This is a genomic window from Shewanella sp. GutCb, assembly GCF_002836135.1.
In the GTDB taxonomy this organism is placed as follows: domain Bacteria; phylum Pseudomonadota; class Gammaproteobacteria; order Enterobacterales; family Shewanellaceae; genus Shewanella.
Map to the genome: position 1 here is coordinate 317,333 of NZ_PJBL01000003.1, position 19,131 is coordinate 336,463.

A 19,131-nucleotide genomic window follows, 5' to 3' on the forward strand; every position below is an offset into this window, starting at 1 on the left:
CGCACTATCCCAGCGACGTTTCCTTCCACCTTTTCTCACACACTCGACAACAGCTATACAAAAAACAAACTAAGCACATGAAAAATTATATCCATACCAGATAGTTGTATTAACACACTCCTTAAATATCGGCTATCATACACTCTGAAATTCTTTGTCTAAATGCAATATGCGCCAATTAAAGCAACTCAAAAAACAGATTCTATCTTTGCTACAGATAAAAAAATATCAGTGGTTGGTTTCCCTATTACTGTTTGTTACCCCATTTGCCATTCTGTTCCCAGCGGAGCCTGCTTTTATAAGCTACAGCATTAATTCACACGTCAATGATACGCTCAAACAAATAACCATTAAAATAAATAGCATAAGCCGAATCCTACAAGACAAAAAGCTGATAAATAAACTCAATTTTGACTGCAAAACAGATGATATTGCACTGTTGAGTAGCCAGGATTTTAATCCTCTCTATGTCAGAGTCATTCAACTTGAATTAAGCAACGGTGAAAAATGTTCAAATTTTGGGTCTGCGATCATTAAAAATATGAGTCCAGCCATTTTTGTCGCCGAACATAACTTCACTCTGGCCTCGACAGTTAGCCACCAGTCACAAAGAAGAGAGACTATTTTAGTTCAATTCCATGGAGGGCATAGGTTACTCACTGTGATCAATAGTCGCCTCCTCAATAATTATCTAGATTCCGAGTGCGCCGATTGTTATCAACTCAAATACTCAGTCCCAGGCCTTCCTATCATGATCCGGGGCGAGCAAGAGTTACAGCAAAAGAACCATCACTACTCAACGAGCAGTCATTACTCCAATAAGGACTACAGCATCACCTTGCATGCTGGTGACAGGCTCTATGAAGAACTCGAAGAGGAGGTCGATGTTTACCTGTATATTTCGAGTTTCATCATAGCCATCTTGCTTAATATTATGTTTTGGAGCTGGTGCTCCTCCAGAGCATCTCTCAAAGGCATGATCATTGCTGCACTAAATAATAATGAATTTATCCCTCATTATCAGCCAGTGATTAACAGCAAAACGGGTAAGGTCATCGGTCAGGAAGTGCTTATCAGATGGCAACTCAAGGACAAGAGCCTAATTCCTCCAGGGCAGTTTATTCCTTACGCTGAGGAAAATAATCTGATTATTGCTATTACTGATAATCTTTTAGAGCAGGTCTATCAGGATCTGTCTGAGTTAACTGGCTGGGTCAGTATTAATATCGTCGCTAAGCATCTGGAGCAAGGTTTACTCTCCCCGTGGCTCAAAGACCGCGACAATGAACTGATAAAACGACTGAGCTTTGAGCTAACGGAGCGGGAGCAGATTAAACAGTTCAAGGAAGCCGAATCTGAAATTCAATTAATCTCTCAGTTTTGTAATGGGGTGAAACTAGATGATTTTGGTACGGGGTATGGGGGCTTTAGTTACTTACAAAAACTGGGGGTGCAAAGCATAAAGATAGACAAGATGTTTATCGATACGATTGGTACCGACGATCTAAAGTGCAGCGTGCTCGATGCTATTATTACTTTCGGCCATAAGGCGAATTTAGAGATGGTTGCTGAAGGGGTAGAAACCAAAGTCCAAGTAGACTATCTCGCCGGAAAAGGCATTAACCTAATTCAGGGGTTTTACTACGCCCAACCAATGGCGAAAGCTGAGTTAATCGACTTTTATCGGAAAAATAAACAATAAAAAAGACCATCGAAAATGGCCTTTTACTTGCAACTATTTTAGCCAGAAGCTATTTAACCGCAAATACTGGTGACTTTAATAGCCAGTCCACCTTGGCTCGTTTCACGGTACTTAACATGCATATCTTTGCCTGTTGCATACATAGTCGCGATCACTTTATCTAGGCTCACTCTCGGCTGGCAATTACGACGCATCGCCATACGAGAAGAGTTAATTGCTTTTACTGCAGCAATCGCATTACGCTCAATACAAGGTACTTGCACTTGGCCTGCGACCGGATCGCACGTAAGCCCTAAGTTATGCTCCATACCAATCTCTGCCGCCATACAGACTTTCGCAGGGTTGCCGCCCATAATTTCTGCAAGACCTGCAGCAGCCATTGAACAAGCCACCCCGACTTCGCCCTGACAACCCACTTCAGCACCAGAGATAGAAGCGTTGCGCTTATACAAAGAACCAATTGCTGCAGCAGCCAAGAAGAACCGCGTGTATTCTTGCTCACCCACAGGCTTAATAAACTTGTCATAGTAAGCTAAAACAGCGGGAATAATGCCCGCTGCGCCATTGGTTGGTGATGTCACCACACGGCCACCAGCGGCATTTTCTTCGCTGACAGCCATAGCGAACACATTAACCCAATCAACGATCTCCATTGGATCGTTAGACAGACTTTCGCCCGTTACCAGCTGGCGATAAAGCGCTGGAGCACGGCGTGGAACACGCAGCGGCCCAGACAATACGCCTTCGGTATTACAGCCTTTTTCAATGGCCGCATGCATGGTTTCCCATACATCAGCAAAGCCTTTATAGATATCGGTTTCGCTGTTAAATGCCAATTCATTTTTAAACATTATCGTGCTTATGCTCATGCCTGTGTCTTCACAGATAGCGAGCAATTCATCGGCATAATTATACGGGTATGGCACTTCAATTGGATTCTGTGCTTCTTTGCCAAAGTGAGCTTCTTCAACAATGAAGCCGCCGCCTATTGAATAATAGGTGTTGCTCATGATTTTTTCATCACCAGCGTAAGCGTGAAGCGACATTCCATTTTCGTGCATTGGCAGAGCATAGTTATGAAAAATAACCGCATCATGGCCAAAGTCCACTAGGCGTTGCTCTTCGCCCATCGGCAAGGTTTCAGTCTGTTCCACTTGAGCAATAAAATGTGGAATCGCATCGATATCCACTTTTTGAGGTGTATTTCCACCCAAGCCCATAATAATGGCGATATCGGTATGATGCCCCTTGCCCGTTAACGACAAAGAACCAAAAATCTCAACACTCAAACGTGTCACTTGATCAAACTTACCAGCTTGACGTATATCGTCGATAAACTCTTTAGCGGCCTTCATCGGCCCGACAGTGTGAGAGCTCGACGGGCCCACACCTATCTTAAAAATATCAAATGCGCTAAACATAGAACTACCTCAAAAAAGGAGGAAGGGTTATAGATTTTTTAACCCAAGGTCAAACATTGATGGAACTGTGACACTAAAATCTCGGGGATTGATGCTGCCAATAACAACGATAAATACCCGAGTAGAATTCGTAGCAATAATCTATGAAACTAAGCCAAACAAGATAGCTGTGATAGCAAGTACGCCCGCAATCACCACAAAAATGTTGCTCACTCTGCCACGGTACGGTGCTAATGCAGGCACTTTATGAATCGCATACATAGGCATAAGGTAAAGAATCGCCGCGATAACCGGACCACCTAATGCTTCAATCATGCCTAAAATACTTGGGTTGATAATCGAAACACCCCAGATAGTGAAGAACATAAAGCCTAAGATAAACTTGTTCAGTTTTTTATCTGACACGTCTTTTTTGCTACTACGAAGCTGCTTAGTAATAATGCCTTTCATGCCTTCTGTTGCGCCCATATAGTGGCCAAAGAAAGAAGAAAAGATAGCGACAATAGCGATGATAGGACCAAGGTAACTTACAAAATCACTTTCATGCATGTTAGCTAGGTAAGACAAAATAGGCAGGTTGCTTGCTTTTGCTTCTGCAAGTTGTGCTGGCGTTAGTGACAATACGCAAGAGAATACAAAGAACATCACAAAGCCAACTAACATCATCGTGGTGTTTTTTAAAATAGTATCAGCTTTACGCGACGCATTCTTACCATGTTCACGCTTTAATGCCACTGAGAACTGTGAAATAGCGGGTGAATGGTTAAAAGAGAAGATAAGCACTGGAATGGTTAACCACACAGTACCCAAGAAAGCACCCGTGCTAGGAACAACATTTAATGCGTCCATTTTCCAACCGGGGATCAAGTAAAAAGACATAAATGCCAAAATAGCGACTAATGGGTATATCAAAATCTGGGTCACTTTAAGCATGAATTTCTCACCTGCAACCATCACTGACATCATGGCAATGATAAGGACACCAGAAAGAATAAAGCGTGGTGGTGAAGCCATGCCTAGCTGATTAACAATAAAGCTATCAACCGTGTTAGTAATACCTACACCGTAAATTAGAACAATTGGATAGATGGCTAAGAAATACAACATGGTAATGGCTTTACCCGCACCTACGCCGAAATACTCTTCTACTACATCGGTAATATCACTACCTGGTTTCTTCGATGAACACACAAAGCGCGATAAGGCACGGTGGGCAAGGTATGTCATAGGGCCAATAATTACCGCCATTAATACCAATGGCCAAAAGCCCCCCATTCCTGCATTAATAGGCAAGAATAAAATACCGGCACCGACAGCCGTACCAAATAAACTCAACATCCAAGTCGTATCTTTTCGGGTCCAAGGGAGCGTATTTGTCGCTGCTACTTCGTTTTGGGCCACTGGTTGTGTATTGATCACGTCGTTTTGCATTAGCTTTACCTTGAAAGGTGTTTTCAACACCTGTAGATGTATATCTAAGGAATGATTTCGCGATTAAGGTAATCCTAATGCAGGGGCTATAAATTGATCTGTATGCGTATTATGTAATTGATTTTCATAATATAGCGATAACGTGAACCGCATCACTTTCTTTATGTAATAAATTTTCATTTATACTGAAGTTTAGTAACTCAATTGAACCTGAATTTAACACTGAGTTTACCTATTTCATTCGATGCTGATATAAATCTGTCAAAGTACAAAAAAAGCCAGCGGACATAGATCCCACAATGAGCAATTTAGAGGTCTAGCCCGGCAAACTAGGTACCGTACTTGAGGTAAGTCACACCTTTTTAGCCCCTGATTCTAGATCGGATTAGTCAATCTAATGATTAATATAGATAAATATTTGTAGCCTATTTGTTAGCCAGCCAATAAAGCTGCTAAATAGCCTCAATTAAGCAGTGACATTACGCCGCCTAAAAGTTATAAATTGACAATAACTAACAGCTCCCATACACGCTATACGAGCCGTTCGCATTATCTACCTAAAGAAGTAATACAATTCATGACACAAATTATTCGAGTGATTGTCGGATCTAAAAATCCAGTTAAAGTGGGCGCAGCTAAAGCAGCGCTAACGACCTTATTCCCAGAGTCGATGATTGAGTGCGAAGGCGTGCATGCCCCCTCTCTTGTCGCTGAGCAACCGATGACTGAAGCTGAAACTCAAGCTGGAGCGGTTAATAGAGTCAAATACTGCCAAAGCCACTATCAAGCAGATTACTATCTTGCGATGGAAGGCGGGGTTGATCTATTTGATCATGGCCCTGCAACCTTTGCTCATATTGCCATTGCTCACAATGAACAAGTCAGCGTGGGTCGTAGCGCACTGCTGCCACTGCCAATAAAGGTATACCATGCACTGACTCAAGGTGAAGAACTTGGTAATGTAATGGATAGCATGTTTGATACCGTTAATATCAAACAAAAAGGCGGGGCTATAGCACTGCTAACTCAAGGGCATGCTACACGTCAAAGTGTCTACACCCAAGCCATCATTCTGGCAATGGCCCCAATGCTTAATCCTGAGATCTACTGTTTATAACCAGCGTAATTTGTCTGTACTTGGTCAAACTCTATCTCTGTTTGATCAAGTCAGTATTAGCCGTTAGTTTATGACTTTAAATAAATGTACTTGATTTTATTACATAGTCCTCGTAAGTTAGATGCTACTCGCAACTAAATGCCCGTGATGAAACCAGATATGCCAAATCCCCCTTGCCAAGCTTCACAGTTACGCCGTCTTTCCAGACAACTGATCCGCCAATTAGGACTGTTAGATGCCGCTTGTGGTAACCAACCGCTATCTCCCGTCCAAGCACACACCTTAATTGAGTTAGGGCAAAGCTCGTATTCGATAAAGCAGTTAGCTGAGAGGCTAAACATTGATAAGTCCAATGCTAGCCGTGCGGTAAGCCACCTCGTTGACAAGGGCTTTGCCAAAACGGCCGCTAACCCCAAAGATAGTCGTAGCCTAATGGCACAACTCACCTGTAATGGTAAAAAACAACTACTCAAACTCGATGAACAACAAAATCTGCAGTTTAACGAGATCATGGCGCAGCTGCCCAACGAGCATATAACCCAGATAGAAAGTTCACTTCGCCAATACAATAAAGCCGTTATGCGGTCTAAAGCTCAGTTTGGTTTTATCATCAGAGAGATAACAGCCCATGACAATGCTGCTATGGCACAGATCATTCGTCAGGTTTCAGCAGAATATGGGTTAACGGCAGACAAGGGCTATGGTGTGTCAGATCCAACGCTGGACGACCTCACCGAAGTGTACCAAGCAAGTAATGCCTGTTACTGGGTCATCGAATATCAAGGGAAGATTTTAGGCGGTGGTGGAATAGCGTCACTGAACAATCAGCCAGGGGTGTGTGAGCTGCAAAAAATGTACTTTTCACCCGCGCTACGTGGCAAAGGCTTTGCTAGACGACTCGCACTACAAGCCATCAAATTTGCGACAGAGCAAGGGTTTAATGCCTGCTATTTAGAAACCACAGCGAATTTAGTTGAGGCGATAAAGCTCTACGAATCGCTGGCATTTAAGCATATAGATGCACCGCTCGGTGACACAGGCCATGATGCCTGTGAAGTGACCATGTTACGTGACCTATCCTGAGCCAAACAGAGCGAGTGTATTAAGTTGATAGTTTTTGTGATAAAAAATTGGTAGCCTCAAGTTAAGTAAGCTGAACTTGAGGCAAGAAGCGCCATTTATTATTGCCCTCATCCTTGTCGAGCTTGCGAGTAATAGTCCGTTATTACCTACCTTCCCCCGCCTTGGCATAGGCAGTAATCTCGGTACTAAGCTAGAATTTATGCTAAATCAATAATTTAATGTTTAAGTTCTGATCTCAATTTAGATTGGTTCATTCACCTGACATTCATCGATCCGCGTTCAGGTTAAGTCATCTTTTGCTCGTTCTCAGTAATAAGTGAGTTGCATTATGGAATATAAACGTCTGCCACACTCAAGCTTAAATGTTAGTAAAATCTGTTTAGGGACAATGACGTGGGGTGAGCAGAACACCCAAGCTCAAGCATTCGAACAGTTAGACTACGCGATAGGTGAAGGAATTAACTTCATCGATACCGCTGAAATGTATCCAGTCCCCCCGAAAGCAGAAACCCAAGGTGCTACCGAAACCATTCTTGGTAACTACCTCAAAAAGCGCGGCAACCGAGATGAACTGATTATTGCCAGCAAAGTTTCAGGTCCAGGCGGTAAGAGTGACTATATTAGACCAAACATGTCTCTGGACTGGCGTAATATTCATCAAGCCGTTGATAGCTCACTACAGCGATTACAACTCGATACCATCGATCTCTATCAAGTTCACTGGCCCGATCGTAACAGTAACTACTTTGGCGAACTGAGTTATGAGCAGCAAGATGATGGCGAGCAGCAAACCCCCATTATTGAGACTCTTGAAGCGCTAGCCGATCTAGTGACTGCGGGGAAAATTCGTTATATCGGTATTTCCAATGAAACTCCTTGGGGTTTTATGAAGTATTTGCAGCTGGCCGAGAAACATGGCTTACCTAAGATTGTCTCAGTGCAAAACCCTTATAACCTGCTAAATCGCAGTTTTGAGGTCGGAATGGCCGAAATAAGTCACCGTGAAGAGGTGCCGTTATTGGCCTACTCTCCGCTGGCCTTTGGTGCATTATCGGGCAAATACCTCAATGAGCAGTGGCCAAAAGGTGCTCGCTTAACACTGTTTAAACGTTTTGCTCGCTATACCGGATCTGAAATGGCGCTCGAAGCGACTAAAGCTTATGTTGAGCTCGCTAAAGAGTTCAATATGAGCCCTGCACAAATGGCATTGGCGTTTGTTAACGCCCAAAAATTTGTTGGGTCTAACATTATAGGTGCAACCAATATTGAGCAGTTAAAAGAGAATATCGACAGTATCAATTGCAGTATTTCACCAGAGTTAATGCTACGCCTCAATGAATTAGCGCAGACATATCGCCTGCCCTGCCCATAATAAACAGCTTTAGCCTTGCATTAGTCGTGCAGATCTTACAAGATCTGCGCGCCTTTTATATTTATACCTCGGATCAGATTAATGGATCTCACAATGTTACGGTCACAATTTCCTGCGCTCGCCCAATCTAACAACGGTTACCCGTTATGTTATTTAGACACTGCAGCCACTAGTCAGAAGCCGCAACAAGTGATTGATGCCATGAATCACTATTATCATTTTGATAATGCCAATGTGCATCGAGCAGCACACCTCTTATCAGCGCGTGCGACCACACAATATGAAGCGGTACGCGACAAGCTATGCCAGTTTATTCAGGCTCGCCGTCGGGAAGAGATTATTTTCACCCACGGCACTACAGAAGCAATTAACATCGTTGCCAATGGGCTGACATCTCAACTTAAACAGGGCGACCTGATCTTAATTGATGCTGCAGCACATCACGCCAATATTGTGCCATGGCAAGAACTCGCTAAGCGCACTGGCGCGATAATAAAGCCAATCCCATTAACGACAGATTGCCGTTTAGACAGCGCAGCATTTGATACTTTGCTACTCGAAAAGCCTGCGATAGTGGCACTCGGCCATGTGTCTAATGTGTTAGGCACGGTCAATCCAGTGAGCGATTTAGTTGCTAAAGCCAAACAGGTGGGCGCCATCACCTTAGTTGATGGCGCACAAGCGATTGCGCACATGAGCGTTGATGTACAAGACATTGATTGTGATTTTTATGTGTTCTCTGGCCACAAAATGTATGGCCCCACAGGCATCGGGGTTTTATACGGTCGCTTTGCACTATTAGATAGTCTTAGCCCGTTGATGACGGGTGGAGAGATGATTAAAACCGTCAGTTTTAGCGGCACTGAGTTTAATCAACTGCCCAATCGACTCGAAGCTGGCACTCCGCCAATCGCTGAAGTTATTGGTTTAGGCGCAGCAATTGATTTCATCGACGCACAGCCCAAAGCGCAAGTTAGCGCCGCAGAGCAAACGTTACTTATCTATTTGCAAGACTCGCTCAAAGCCTTGGGCGATGTCGTACTTTATGGCGCTCACAGTGACAATCTCGGTGCCGTTGCCTTTAATCTTGCAGCTGAACACCATCAAGATGTCGGGATATTATTAGATCAGCAAGGTATTGCGGTACGCTGCGGTCACCACTGCGCCATGCCACTGATGCAGAGTTTACAGCTTAATGGCTGCTGCCGAGCCTCTATTGGTATTTATACTAATAAGGCTGATATCGACAACTTTATTACTGCAATGCAGTCAGTGAAAGAGTTGTTGCTTTAGGATCGAAGATAACAGCTGAGACGGTTAAGAGCCGATACTAAGTGCTAGGAAAGCAGAATAAAGCTAAGACGGTAGTAACTGAGACGAAAGAGCCGGAAAGTCGAAGAAGCTAGGAAAGCAGAATAGAGCTAAGACGGTAATAGCTGAGACGAAAGAGCCGGAAAGCTGAAGAAGCTAGAAAGCAGGATAATGCTAAGACGGTAGTAACTGAGACGAAAGAGTCGGAAAGTCAAAAACGGTGTTTTCAAATAATCATTCACATTAAAGTCAGGTCGAATATGAGTCAGCAAGTCCAGCCAACAAAACAGCAATTTCTCACACTAGCACTGGAAGCTGATGTATCAACGACAATGCAGCTGTTTGAAAATGCCGGTAACTGGCAAGAGCGCTATCGTCAGATTATGTTGCTCGGTAAAACCTTACCTAAATTGCAAGATGAACTGCGGAACGAGTCTGCTCAGGTTAAGGGCTGTGAGAGCAATGCTTGGCTGTATCATTGCAAGATAGAGGGCAAACATTACTTTGTCGCAGACAGCGACGCCCGTATCGTAAAAGGGCTTATCGCACTGTTATTAATTGCCTGCAATGGTAAAACCAGCGCAGAGATAGCACTTTTTGACCCTAACCCGTATTTTAAACGGTTAGGGCTTGAAGGCCAATTAAGCCCGTCACGCACCAATGGTTTACTTGCCTTAGCCAAAGCGATTAAAAGTGAAAGTGAATAAAAACACTGTCACCCGCTAAACTTGTCAGTGAAGCGCTCTCAACTAATATTTCTCGATGAAGATCTAAACATTAAGATCCTCTATTAAGAGCTCAGTATTAAGCGAGTATCGATAGCTAAGCCAACCCCACGAACCGAACCGATGTAATCAATCGTTCCACGATCGATTCGAGGGGCTTACTTAAGCTGAGCTTAGGCTATTATCCCCCTACCTTCGCACGCGTTTTCCACTGCAAGCCAATCAAAGCTAAGATCACTAATACCCCCACAAAGCCCGTACTGAAGGGATCAAATAGCACCCACGGCGCAGCTGAAAATGCCACCAAACGTTCAACATTTGAAAGCGGACGTAATAGATAACCTTCAATCGATATAGCGATGGCGACAATGATGGTAGCCGTCTGCACAATAGCAAAAGCAAACGCCATCATGCTGGCCTCAGGATTTAGTAGGTCGGTATAGGCCATCATGATGGGGATCATAAACAGTCCACCCGCAAGCTTAAAGGCTTCAACTGAGGATTTCATCGGATTAGCATTGGCAACACCCGCCGCCGCAAATGCCGCCAGCGCAATCGGAGGGGTAACATTTGACGTTTGAGACAGCCAAAACACAATCAAATGTGCCGTGAGCAATGGCAAGCCAAAGTCTCCCAACATAGGCACCGCCATTACCGCAAGTACAATGTAGGCGGCAGTCACTGGTAACCCCATGCCTAACACTAATGCCACAATGCTTATCAAGCCTAATGCCACCAGCATATAGCCGCCGGAAAACTCCATGACAAACTGGGTAAATTGCAGCCCTATGCCTGTTTGGCCCACTACGCCAACAATAATACCCGCTGCGCCGCACGCAACCGAAATAGGCAATGCCATTAAGGCACCACTCTTCATTCCCGAGATAAACTTACTCAAACCAATACGGCTGTGTTTACGCAGTGCTGCGGTCAGCAAGATAGCGGCGCAACCTGCAACCCCAACTAATAACGGCGAGTAAGCCATCATCAGTAACGTGGTAATAATTGCCAAGGGAATGAGATGGTGAGCGCCTTGCTTCATCACCGTCATCACGGCCTCTGTGCGACTGGCGGCTTGTAGATTTAACTTACAGGCCATTAAGTGCACGTAGAGCAAGGTACAGAAGAAATAGAGTATCGCCGGCGCTATCGATGCCAACATAATGTCGCTGTAGGGCACCCCCGTAAACTGCGCCATCACAAAGGCGCCAGCACCCATAATCGGTGGCATTATTTGCCCGCCAGTTGAGGCCGCCGCTTCAATTCCCGCTGACTGCTCCGGCGTGTAGCCCAGCTTCTTCATCATAGGAATCGTCACAGAACCTGTCGTGACAGTATTGGCAATGGCAGAACCTGAGATTGAACCGAGTCCGGCGGAGGCTAATACCGCCGCTTTAGCTGGCCCACCGCGATATTTTCCCGCGATAGAGAACGCCAAATCGATAAAGAACTTACCCGCGCCAGTCACCTCCAAGAAGGCACCAAATAACACGAAAATAAACACCGTTGTTGCGGCAATACCGAGTGCTGAGCCAAAGATACCGTTAGCAGAGAAGATCTGAAACTGAACCAGTTCTTGCAAAGAATAGGCTTTGGTCGCCAAAGCACCTGGCAACATATCGCCAAAAGCACTATAAGCTAAAAACAGCGTAGCAATCAGCACCATTACCCAACCTACAGTACGGCGGCAACCTTCTAGTAATAGCAGTACCAAGGCGCTTCCAGCCACTAAATCAGCCGTCCCTAAGCCATACAGTAGATGATCGATGTCGTTGTAATCGAAAATCAGCATGCGGTATCCCGCAAATACCGTTAAGCCACATAAGGCTAAATCCGTCACCCGTCCCAGCATATAGCCCTTGTTATAGCGATTACTGATCAGTGGGTAATGTAAAAAGATCAGTACTAGCACCCAGCATAAATGCACTGGACGAAAATAGGTCGCTGAGATGGTCGATGTGATCCCTTGCCAAATTTGGAATGACGACAGCGCGACGGCAATCGCTAAAATGAGGTATCCGAAAACCTTTACCGCGGTTTCATAAGGCAAGGTGTTAATCACGTCCTTACTGCTATCAAGCTGATCTGCCTGACTGCTCGTCTCTTGTTCGTTAACCTCTTTATCGTCAACAGGGGTCATATTGTGTCCTCAAGGCAGCTTAACGTTGTTATTAGTCAAGGTTAAACAGCCTAAATAGCGCAAAGGCAACTATTAGCTGCCTTTGTCGATGATGCAATGCACCTATTGAGTTAGGTGCTGATTATCAGTGAATTTACTGGCTCAGAGAGTCTAAGTACTTTTGCGCGCCAGGATGTAATGGCACACCTTGTAGACGGTTAGCATTTTCTGGCGTAGTGGCATCAGCAACTTTAACCACTTTTTGCACCTCACCCATGTTTTCAAAGGCGGCTTTAGTCAGGTTAAACGCCATCTCATCGCTCATATTGGCACTCACAACAATCACATTCCACACACTTAACGTCGATACTGCACCCACACTGTTATACACATCAGCTGGGATCGTATAGTTACTATAGGCTGGATTTTGTTTAATAAACGCAGCACTTTCAGAAGCCGATACTGGGATAATATTGATCTTATGAGTCAACGCAACTTGAGTCACAGCGCCCACACCTTGGCCGCCCACAATAAAACCTGCATCGATTTGACCGTTCGCTAGCGCGTTGGTCGTTTCGGCGTAATTAAGATAAACCGCTGTGATATCTTTTTTGACATCAATACCAATCGACTCAAGCAATGCTGCCGAGGTCACTGCGGTACCACTCGCAGGTGCGCCCAAAGAGATACGTTTGCCTTTAAGATCTGCCAGAGAAGTAATGCCTGATTTTTCTAAACTGATGGCATGCACAAGGTTTGGATAAAGTGCAAACAAGGTTTTCACTGGCATGGCACTTCTGAATTTACCCTCACCTTTATAAGCATCCAGTACCACATTGCCCATGGCTATTCCGGCGATCATGTCACCACGAACCACTTTAATGGTGTTCTCAACCGAAGCGGCTGTCACTTCCGCTTTCACATTTACGTCAGGAACATTATCAGACCATACTTTGGCTAATGCCCCACCAAAAGGGTAATAGATCCCGCTTTGACCACCGGTGCCGATTGAGTAATTTTCAGCCTGAGCCGACGCAGGCAATACCAACAGTAGTGCAAGTGCTAACGCGCGATAAAACATAGCCTTCCCCTTAATTTTGTTCAATTTTATACCTTTGCCACTTCAAAATATTCGTGTTAGAAGTCGTTTGCGTATGTATATTAGACTTTGATTTAAAAGCCTTTAATTATTAATGATTTCACTTCAATTTGGCCTCGATAGTCACTTAAGGGTCAAGTATTGTCAAGATATCGAATAGTCGAAGTCGATAGGATACTATGGGGGGATAACAATAAAAGTAGGCTAATCAAGGTCTACAGTGGGAGAAAAAAATGCAACCGCTAATCAATCGACGCCAACTTATTAAAGGTCTTGCCGCTGGCACCGTCTTAAGCCAGCTTGGCCCACTGCCTACTTTAGCCAGTGAAAACAAACGTCTGTTTGTCGATGGCCTCTGTTTTCTTCCCGACGATTTAGCCGATCTGGGTGCATCGGGTATTGATGCTTATCTTTGCGATATATCAGCCATTGAGGCGATGAAACAAACCGATGGCACCACCAACTACAAACGGACTTATCAGGCTTGCATTAAAAGCATATCAGCGGCAAAAATCCGAGTTGAAGCCAACAGCGACAAACTCATTCTGGGGCTAAATGCTAATGACATTAACCGAGCCAAGCAGTCAGACCGCACCGCGGTGTTCTTTCAGATCCAAGGAGCTGACTGCGTAGAGGGCAGCATTAATAACGGTTTAAGCCAAGTCGATGAATTTCATGCCAAAGGGTTAAGGGCGTTGCAACTGACTCACCACTACGGTAATCAATTTAGTGGCGGTGCACTCGATAATGATGCTAGTGGCGGGCTTAACCTACCGCTAACCCAAGCGGGTGAGGCGCTGATTAACAAGCTAAATGATAACCATATTCTCGTCGATGTCAGCCATTCAAGTCCCCAAGCTGCATTAGATACTGCCAGGGTTAGCCGCTCCCCTATCGTTCAAAGCCATGGCGCAGTGCGTGCTTTGGTTAATCATGCTCGCTGCAGCCCAGATGAAGTGATTAAAGCGATTGCCGATACCGGCGGATTGTTCGGGGTGTTTATGATGAGCTTTTGGCTTACTAACGATAAAGTGCCAACGGTTGATCACTATATTAACCACCTAAAACATGTCGCTAATGTTGGGGGTATTGATGCTGTCGCCATTGCCAATGATTACCCACTGCGTGGCCAAAAGAACTTACTCAAGCTTAATAACAATAACGCTGAAGGGGTGAAACAGTACCTTAGTTGGTGGCATAGCCTGCGTGAGAAAAACGTGCTGGGCTACGACATTGAACCTGAACATGTCGTGATCCCAGAGTTGAACGATATTGACCGCATGAATCGTATTGATCTAGCCCTAAGTAAAGCCGGCTTTAGCAGTAATGATCGCGATAAGATCATGGGGCAGAACTGGCAAAGGGTACTCAGTGATGTATTGGTCTAATGATGCAGACTCAGTTAGCGCGTAGACAGCAATAGTCTTTGGCAGTTAAAGTGGCAAGAGATCCAATTGCCACTATGAATATATATGCTGACCACACTCGCCATTCAAAACTATCGCTCTTTACGGGATGTCACTATTCCACTGGCGAAACTAAACCTTGTCACTGGCGCTAATGGCAGTGGCAAATCTAACTTATATAAAGCATTACGCTTACTTGCTCAAACAGCACAAGGCGGTGTGGTTAATGCTTTAGCGCTTGAGGGAGGCTTAGATTCCAGTTTCTGGGCTGGACCAGAGAAGCTATCGCGTGCCATGTTAGCGGGGGAGACGCCTGTTGAGCCAACAGTAAGGCAGCAGGTTAAACGGCTCAGGCTCGGTTTTGCTAGCGATGAATTCAGTTATTTGATTGAGCTTGGGTTACCAAAGCCTGATTCCACTACGTTGTTTGGCTTAGATCCGCAGATTAAACGTGAAGCCATCTGGGTCGGTAATTCATATCGTCCAGCCACCGTATTGGTTGAGCGGCGTTCAGCATTAGTCAAAAGCCGCACTGAACAAGCAAAGCAAGCGGGCTGGCAAACACTCAATGTACACATGCAGCATAGCGACAGCATCTTTACCGAACTTGCTGACCCTGAGCGAACGCCAGAGGTCATACGCCTGCGAGATAATATTCGCGCCTGGCGCTTTTACGATCATTTTCGCAGTGACTGCGATGCCCCAGCAAGGAAGTCACAATTAGGTACCCGAACGCCGGTGCTACATCATGATGGTAGAGATCTAGCATCAGCTATCCAAACCATATTTGAAGTTGGTGACCGAGAAGCCTTTGATACTGCTTTGAGTGACGCTTTCCCCGGTGCACATGTGGTTATTGAATATGAATCTAATGGCATGCTAACCCTGAAATTTCATCAACAGGGTCTGCTTAGAGCACTGAATGCCGCTGAATTGTCTGATGGCACCTTACGTTACCTTTTACTGGTTGCCGCCTTACTAACGCCAAGACCACCAGAATTAATGGTCCTTAACGAACCAGAAACCAGCTTACACCCGGATCTGCTGCCTGCACTATCTCGACTTATTGTTAAAGCCTCAGAGCGTTGCCAGTTATGGGTTGTGTCCCACGCGAATAGGTTGATTAATTCACTCAATCAGTTTGAAGATTGCAATTTAATTGAACTGGATAAACAGCTCGGGCAAACAGAGATTATTGGGCAGGATATATTGAGTAAACCAAGCTGGCGTTGGCAAAACCGCAGCTAACTCGCTGCGGTAATCTTCTTAACAGTCATGTTTTTTATTGGGACTGACCGAGTGGAATAATCGCGTAATGCGAGGTCAGTCGAATAACGATTTAGAGTGAGAAGTTAGCAATCGTTTTTTGGATGCCCACCACATCAGTGCCTCTTTTTAGCTCTTTGACTAATGGCTCTTTTTGACCAGAGATCCACAATTTTAACTCTGCATCCATATCAAATCTGCCCGCGGTTTCTACTTCAAAATGGGTTATCGCTTTATAAGGAACTGAATGATAACTCACCTTCTTACCTGTCATGCCTTGCTTATCGATTAAGATCAGCCGCTTATTGGTAAAGACAAACATGTCACGCACCACTTTATAAGCGAGGCTCAATGACTCATTGTCTGCCATTATCGGACTAAGTTCTTCAGTCAGCTCTTCAAGGTTGACCTCTGAAGCATTTCCCATCAGCGAATCTAATAATCCCATTTTATTTTCCTTAATATTGAGTCAACGTTATCTCAGCGACAAACCACTGCAGCAGTTAAGAACTTAACCGCTATTGCGAATTTAATCCAATCAAAGTCATCAAGTACAATGGGTAATTAACGGGTCAATGCTTATGAGTTACCCCTCGATTTCAGCACAATCAGAAAGCACCTTGCGGACGATGAATAATTAAGTTTGATCACTTTAAACACGTTTTGGACAGAAATGAGATAGCTTAGCAGAACAACTTGGGAATAATTGGGAGTCATCCCGGCAAGGCTTCTGGGCCGGGTTCTAGTGCCATTACCTAAAACATCTACTTATGATGGAAAGCAGCTCATCCACTATGTTCCTTTGTAAGCCGCCGTGAATACCTCCATGTAGGCTCTGCTGAAAAATCCCTTTTTCAGAAGCTTGCACATTCTACAGCAGATGATCTGCCAGCGAGTTCAGAGTAGCGTCTAGCTCATTTCTGAACATAAATGAGTTAGTGCTAAAGCTCTTGGAGTGATGAATTTCATAAGGGAAAGTATGGCCATCAGATATGCGGTAACGCCTTGCTAAGCGGAAAAGAATAGTTGGATATATTCGCGAAGCGATGGCCAACTGTTATTTTCCGTTTAAGCAACTTATTATACATTTTTACCTCTATAGCTAAACTTAATTAGCGCATAACAACCACCTAGAGCAATAATGATAAGCCCCAAGCCAACTATTGCCAACGGTTCATATTTTTCTAAATCGAGTAAGATCACTTTTCTAGAGACAGCTATAACTGCTACTAACAAAATAATTTCTGCATGAATAACATTTTCTTTGAAATACATTTCTATTGTTTCTATAAGTTCAAAACCAATAAGGATAATAAAAAAGAAACCAAATATTTTAAGCAACTGATCTATTTTCACATGCATTAAACCACCTGCAGAATCAAATATGTCAGTATAAAGAGCAATTGCGAGCTCAAATATCGAAATCCCAACGACTATATACATAGCAATAAGAACAGAAAATGTCATACATTTCTTTACTGTACGCATTAAAGATACTGCTTTGTTGATACGTTCGTCTACCACTTAAATACTCCTGAATGTATAACGCCCGCTTAAGCGGAAAAATATAGTTGGCTAAAATAAGCGAGGAACGAGCAAAAGCCAACCGTTTTTTGTCCGTTCTTGAGCGCCTTGTTAGGCAGTAACTGAAACGCCTAGAATTTCAATGATTAAGATAAATACAGTTACTGCAATTAGCAGCAAAACTAAGCAAATAATGCTTGTCCATAAAACCCCCCAGTTTGACTGGTATTTTAGCCCTTCAGATATTTCAATATCTTCTTTAGTAAACTGGAATTTCTCAACTAATGCTTTAGTTATAGTTACGGTCAGTAATGGGATTACTATATTTGGAAAATTATCTGGCAAAAATGGCAAAATTAATAACAAAGAAAAAATAATGATACTGCCTAATGCTATAGTATTTTTTTTGCTCTTTTCACTTTTTAGTACTTCAAAGTTAGTTTTGAGGAAATAGAGTGAAGCAAAAGGGCCTCCAAGAAATGCTCCAAGAGCCGCCTGAGTTGGCGAATAAACAACCCCTGCCACCCCAATTAATTTGGGATTAATCGATAGTTTTGTATTGGATTCTGACTTTTTCGCGAGTCTTTTATTTCGTTCTTCTTGGACTTTTTTAGTTCTTTCTGGGTACGCTTCCCTGTCTATATGTTCAAGTACATCTTCCAATTCTTCTAAATTGGAGTTTTCGTAATTTGGTTCAGAATTCACAATATATCCTTACTGCCTAACGCCACGTTAAGGTGTGACAATCGTGTGCCATAATGGTGAGCGAAGCGAAACAGGCACGCATTTGGAATCACTCTTACACGTTTGTTAGAGTTTTGCTATCGACATGAACATTTCGACAAAGAATAAAATGAAGAACAGAGCCTGAAATACGACTGTAGTTGACTGTATCATAAAGCTTGTAACTTGCTTCACGTATGGTAACTGAGGATTCTGCTTTTGTTTTTTTAAGCTGCGATCTGCAAGCCAACGAACTGGTTTAGGAAATGGGGCAAGGTACTCCTTTAAAATTCTTTCAATTCGAACTCCTGTTTCAAGAGATATCCCCCAAAACTTAGCGCCTTGTTGGATTTTTTCTTCTTCAGATTTGTATTGCGTCAAATGCTCCGTAAATGTTTCTTTTACGGCTTCAGATAGTTCTAAACCGACTTTACAACGTAAGCCGGCTATCTTACCAAATAGTCCGAGTAAACACGAAAGGCAGAGAATATAGCCACCATCAACAACACCTTCCCGTCCAATAAAGTCGATAATGCCGCTAACATTTATAATCAAAAACGATGCAATAGCAGCAGTAGCGACCAGCATCCAATTATTGAATACATCTATTGAATTACTTACTCTAAGTGTTGAAACAAACATTGAAGATACAATTGCATTTTCAGTGTTTTCTCTCGCCAAACGATTCCATTCTTGCAAAGGCTTCGTTCTTTCATCTTGCTTCATATACACCCCAGTTAAATAAAAACTCTAACGCCACAATAAGCGGCTAAAAATTGTTGGCTATAATGTTGAACGGAGTGAAAACAGCCAACTGTTTTTAGTCCGTTTA

General features: G+C 43.8%; 16 protein-coding genes. 8 read left to right on the forward strand and 8 right to left on the reverse strand.

The genetic code is table 11. The features are described 5' to 3' along the window. Positions 1-169: 169 nt before the first annotated feature. The gene (locus CXF86_RS04685; RefSeq protein ID WP_102038453.1) at positions 170-1,702 is read left to right on the forward strand and encodes an EAL domain-containing protein; all 1,533 of its coding nucleotides are present in this window, start codon (positions 170-172) and stop codon (positions 1,700-1,702) included. Positions 1,703-1,755: 53 nt separating this feature from the next. Here CXF86_RS04685 and CXF86_RS04690 read toward each other — a convergent pair whose 3' ends face one another. Next, positions 1,756-3,123 carry an L-serine ammonia-lyase gene (locus CXF86_RS04690; RefSeq protein WP_101091709.1) on the reverse strand — a complete coding sequence of 456 codons (1,368 nt, stop codon included), beginning with the start codon at positions 3,121-3,123 and terminating at the stop codon, positions 1,756-1,758. 141 nt (positions 3,124-3,264) lie between these two features. Then, positions 3,265-4,554 carry a serine/threonine transporter gene (locus tag CXF86_RS04695; RefSeq protein WP_101091708.1) on the reverse strand — a complete coding sequence of 430 codons (1,290 nt, stop codon included), beginning with the start codon at positions 4,552-4,554 and terminating at the stop codon, positions 3,265-3,267. Positions 4,555-5,131: 577 nt separating this feature from the next. Between CXF86_RS04695 and yjjX the strand changes: the two genes are divergently transcribed. The 5 genes from yjjX (at position 5,132) to CXF86_RS04720 (ending at position 10,144) form a co-directional block, all read left to right on the forward strand. Continuing rightward, complete coding sequence (gene yjjX / locus CXF86_RS04700) at positions 5,132-5,671, forward strand: inosine/xanthosine triphosphatase (RefSeq protein ID WP_101091707.1); 540 nt, start codon at positions 5,132-5,134, stop codon at positions 5,669-5,671. Positions 5,672-5,830: 159 nt separating this feature from the next. Next, positions 5,831-6,754 carry a bifunctional helix-turn-helix transcriptional regulator/GNAT family N-acetyltransferase gene (locus CXF86_RS04705; protein ID WP_257985291.1) on the forward strand — a complete coding sequence of 308 codons (924 nt, stop codon included), beginning with the start codon at positions 5,831-5,833 and terminating at the stop codon, positions 6,752-6,754. 328 nt (positions 6,755-7,082) lie between these two features. Further along, positions 7,083-8,126 carry an NADP(H)-dependent aldo-keto reductase gene (locus tag CXF86_RS04710; protein ID WP_102038454.1) on the forward strand — a complete coding sequence of 348 codons (1,044 nt, stop codon included), beginning with the start codon at positions 7,083-7,085 and terminating at the stop codon, positions 8,124-8,126. An 81-nt stretch (positions 8,127-8,207) separates the two neighbouring features. Continuing rightward, positions 8,208-9,419: a SufS family cysteine desulfurase gene (locus CXF86_RS04715; RefSeq protein ID WP_102038455.1), complete on the forward strand. Its 1,212-nt coding sequence runs from the start codon at positions 8,208-8,210 to the stop codon at positions 9,417-9,419. A 278-nt stretch (positions 9,420-9,697) separates the two neighbouring features. Next, positions 9,698-10,144, forward strand: a complete 447-nt coding sequence (locus tag CXF86_RS04720; protein ID WP_102038456.1) for a SufE family protein — start codon at positions 9,698-9,700, stop codon at positions 10,142-10,144. A gap of 199 nt (positions 10,145-10,343) precedes the next feature. Here CXF86_RS04720 and CXF86_RS04725 read toward each other — a convergent pair whose 3' ends face one another. Both CXF86_RS04725 and CXF86_RS04730 read right to left on the reverse strand, forming a co-directional pair. Continuing rightward, positions 10,344-12,302: a TRAP transporter permease gene (locus CXF86_RS04725; protein ID WP_101091702.1), complete on the reverse strand. Its 1,959-nt coding sequence runs from the start codon at positions 12,300-12,302 to the stop codon at positions 10,344-10,346. Between the two features lie 133 nt (positions 12,303-12,435). Next, the gene (locus CXF86_RS04730; RefSeq protein WP_101091701.1) at positions 12,436-13,362 is read right to left on the reverse strand and encodes a TAXI family TRAP transporter solute-binding subunit; all 927 of its coding nucleotides are present in this window, start codon (positions 13,360-13,362) and stop codon (positions 12,436-12,438) included. 251 nt (positions 13,363-13,613) lie between these two features. On the opposite strand from CXF86_RS04730, the gene CXF86_RS04735 reads away from it, so the two are divergent. Further along, positions 13,614-14,768 (forward strand): membrane dipeptidase, encoded by a 1,155-nt coding sequence (locus tag CXF86_RS04735; protein ID WP_102038457.1) that lies wholly within the window; start codon positions 13,614-13,616, stop codon positions 14,766-14,768. An 84-nt stretch (positions 14,769-14,852) separates the two neighbouring features. After that, the gene (locus CXF86_RS04740) at positions 14,853-16,034 is read left to right on the forward strand and encodes an AAA family ATPase (RefSeq protein WP_101091699.1); all 1,182 of its coding nucleotides are present in this window, start codon (positions 14,853-14,855) and stop codon (positions 16,032-16,034) included. Between the two features lie 91 nt (positions 16,035-16,125). On the opposite strand, the gene CXF86_RS04745 is transcribed toward CXF86_RS04740, so the two are convergent. The 4 genes from CXF86_RS04745 to CXF86_RS04760 all read right to left on the reverse strand — a co-directional run bounded on the left by CXF86_RS04745 (position 16,126) and on the right by CXF86_RS04760 (position 19,025). Beyond that, positions 16,126-16,500 carry a PH domain-containing protein gene (locus tag CXF86_RS04745; protein ID WP_101091698.1) on the reverse strand — a complete coding sequence of 125 codons (375 nt, stop codon included), beginning with the start codon at positions 16,498-16,500 and terminating at the stop codon, positions 16,126-16,128. Between the two features lie 632 nt (positions 16,501-17,132). Continuing rightward, entirely contained in the window at positions 17,133-17,576 is a 444-nt protein-coding gene (locus tag CXF86_RS04750) for a phosphate-starvation-inducible PsiE family protein (RefSeq protein WP_101091697.1), read from the reverse strand. 111 nt (positions 17,577-17,687) lie between these two features. After that, positions 17,688-18,281, reverse strand: a complete 594-nt coding sequence (locus CXF86_RS04755; RefSeq protein ID WP_102038458.1) for a hypothetical protein — start codon at positions 18,279-18,281, stop codon at positions 17,688-17,690. A 105-nt stretch (positions 18,282-18,386) separates the two neighbouring features. Continuing rightward, positions 18,387-19,025 carry a hypothetical protein gene (locus tag CXF86_RS04760; protein ID WP_102038459.1) on the reverse strand — a complete coding sequence of 213 codons (639 nt, stop codon included), beginning with the start codon at positions 19,023-19,025 and terminating at the stop codon, positions 18,387-18,389. Positions 19,026-19,131 lie beyond the last annotated feature (106 nt).

What these genes read in the sequence shown, in the direction of transcription:
- CXF86_RS04735 (WP_102038457.1), top strand. Translation starts at nt 13,614, where the DNA reads ATGCAACCGCTAATCAATCGACGCCAACTTATTAAAGGTCTTGCCGCT.
- CXF86_RS04725 (WP_101091702.1), bottom strand. Translation starts at nt 12,302, where the DNA reads ATGACCCCTGTTGACGATAAAGAGGTTAACGAACAAGAGACGAGCAGT.
- CXF86_RS04690 (WP_101091709.1), bottom strand. Translation starts at nt 3,123, where the DNA reads ATGTTTAGCGCATTTGATATTTTTAAGATAGGTGTGGGCCCGTCGAGC.
- CXF86_RS04685 (WP_102038453.1), top strand. Translation starts at nt 170, where the DNA reads ATGCGCCAATTAAAGCAACTCAAAAAACAGATTCTATCTTTGCTACAG.
- CXF86_RS04715 (WP_102038455.1), top strand. Translation starts at nt 8,208, where the DNA reads ATGGATCTCACAATGTTACGGTCACAATTTCCTGCGCTCGCCCAATCT.
- CXF86_RS04720 (WP_102038456.1), top strand. Translation starts at nt 9,698, where the DNA reads ATGAGTCAGCAAGTCCAGCCAACAAAACAGCAATTTCTCACACTAGCA.
- yjjX (WP_101091707.1), top strand. Translation starts at nt 5,132, where the DNA reads ATGACACAAATTATTCGAGTGATTGTCGGATCTAAAAATCCAGTTAAA.
- CXF86_RS04710 (WP_102038454.1), top strand. Translation starts at nt 7,083, where the DNA reads ATGGAATATAAACGTCTGCCACACTCAAGCTTAAATGTTAGTAAAATC.
- CXF86_RS04705 (WP_257985291.1), top strand. Translation starts at nt 5,831, where the DNA reads ATGCCAAATCCCCCTTGCCAAGCTTCACAGTTACGCCGTCTTTCCAGA.
- CXF86_RS04745 (WP_101091698.1), bottom strand. Translation starts at nt 16,500, where the DNA reads ATGGGATTATTAGATTCGCTGATGGGAAATGCTTCAGAGGTCAACCTT.
- CXF86_RS04730 (WP_101091701.1), bottom strand. Translation starts at nt 13,362, where the DNA reads ATGTTTTATCGCGCGTTAGCACTTGCACTACTGTTGGTATTGCCTGCG.
- CXF86_RS04760 (WP_102038459.1), bottom strand. Translation starts at nt 19,025, where the DNA reads ATGAAGCAAGATGAAAGAACGAAGCCTTTGCAAGAATGGAATCGTTTG.
- CXF86_RS04740 (WP_101091699.1), top strand. Translation starts at nt 14,853, where the DNA reads ATGCTGACCACACTCGCCATTCAAAACTATCGCTCTTTACGGGATGTC.
- CXF86_RS04695 (WP_101091708.1), bottom strand. Translation starts at nt 4,554, where the DNA reads ATGCAAAACGACGTGATCAATACACAACCAGTGGCCCAAAACGAAGTA.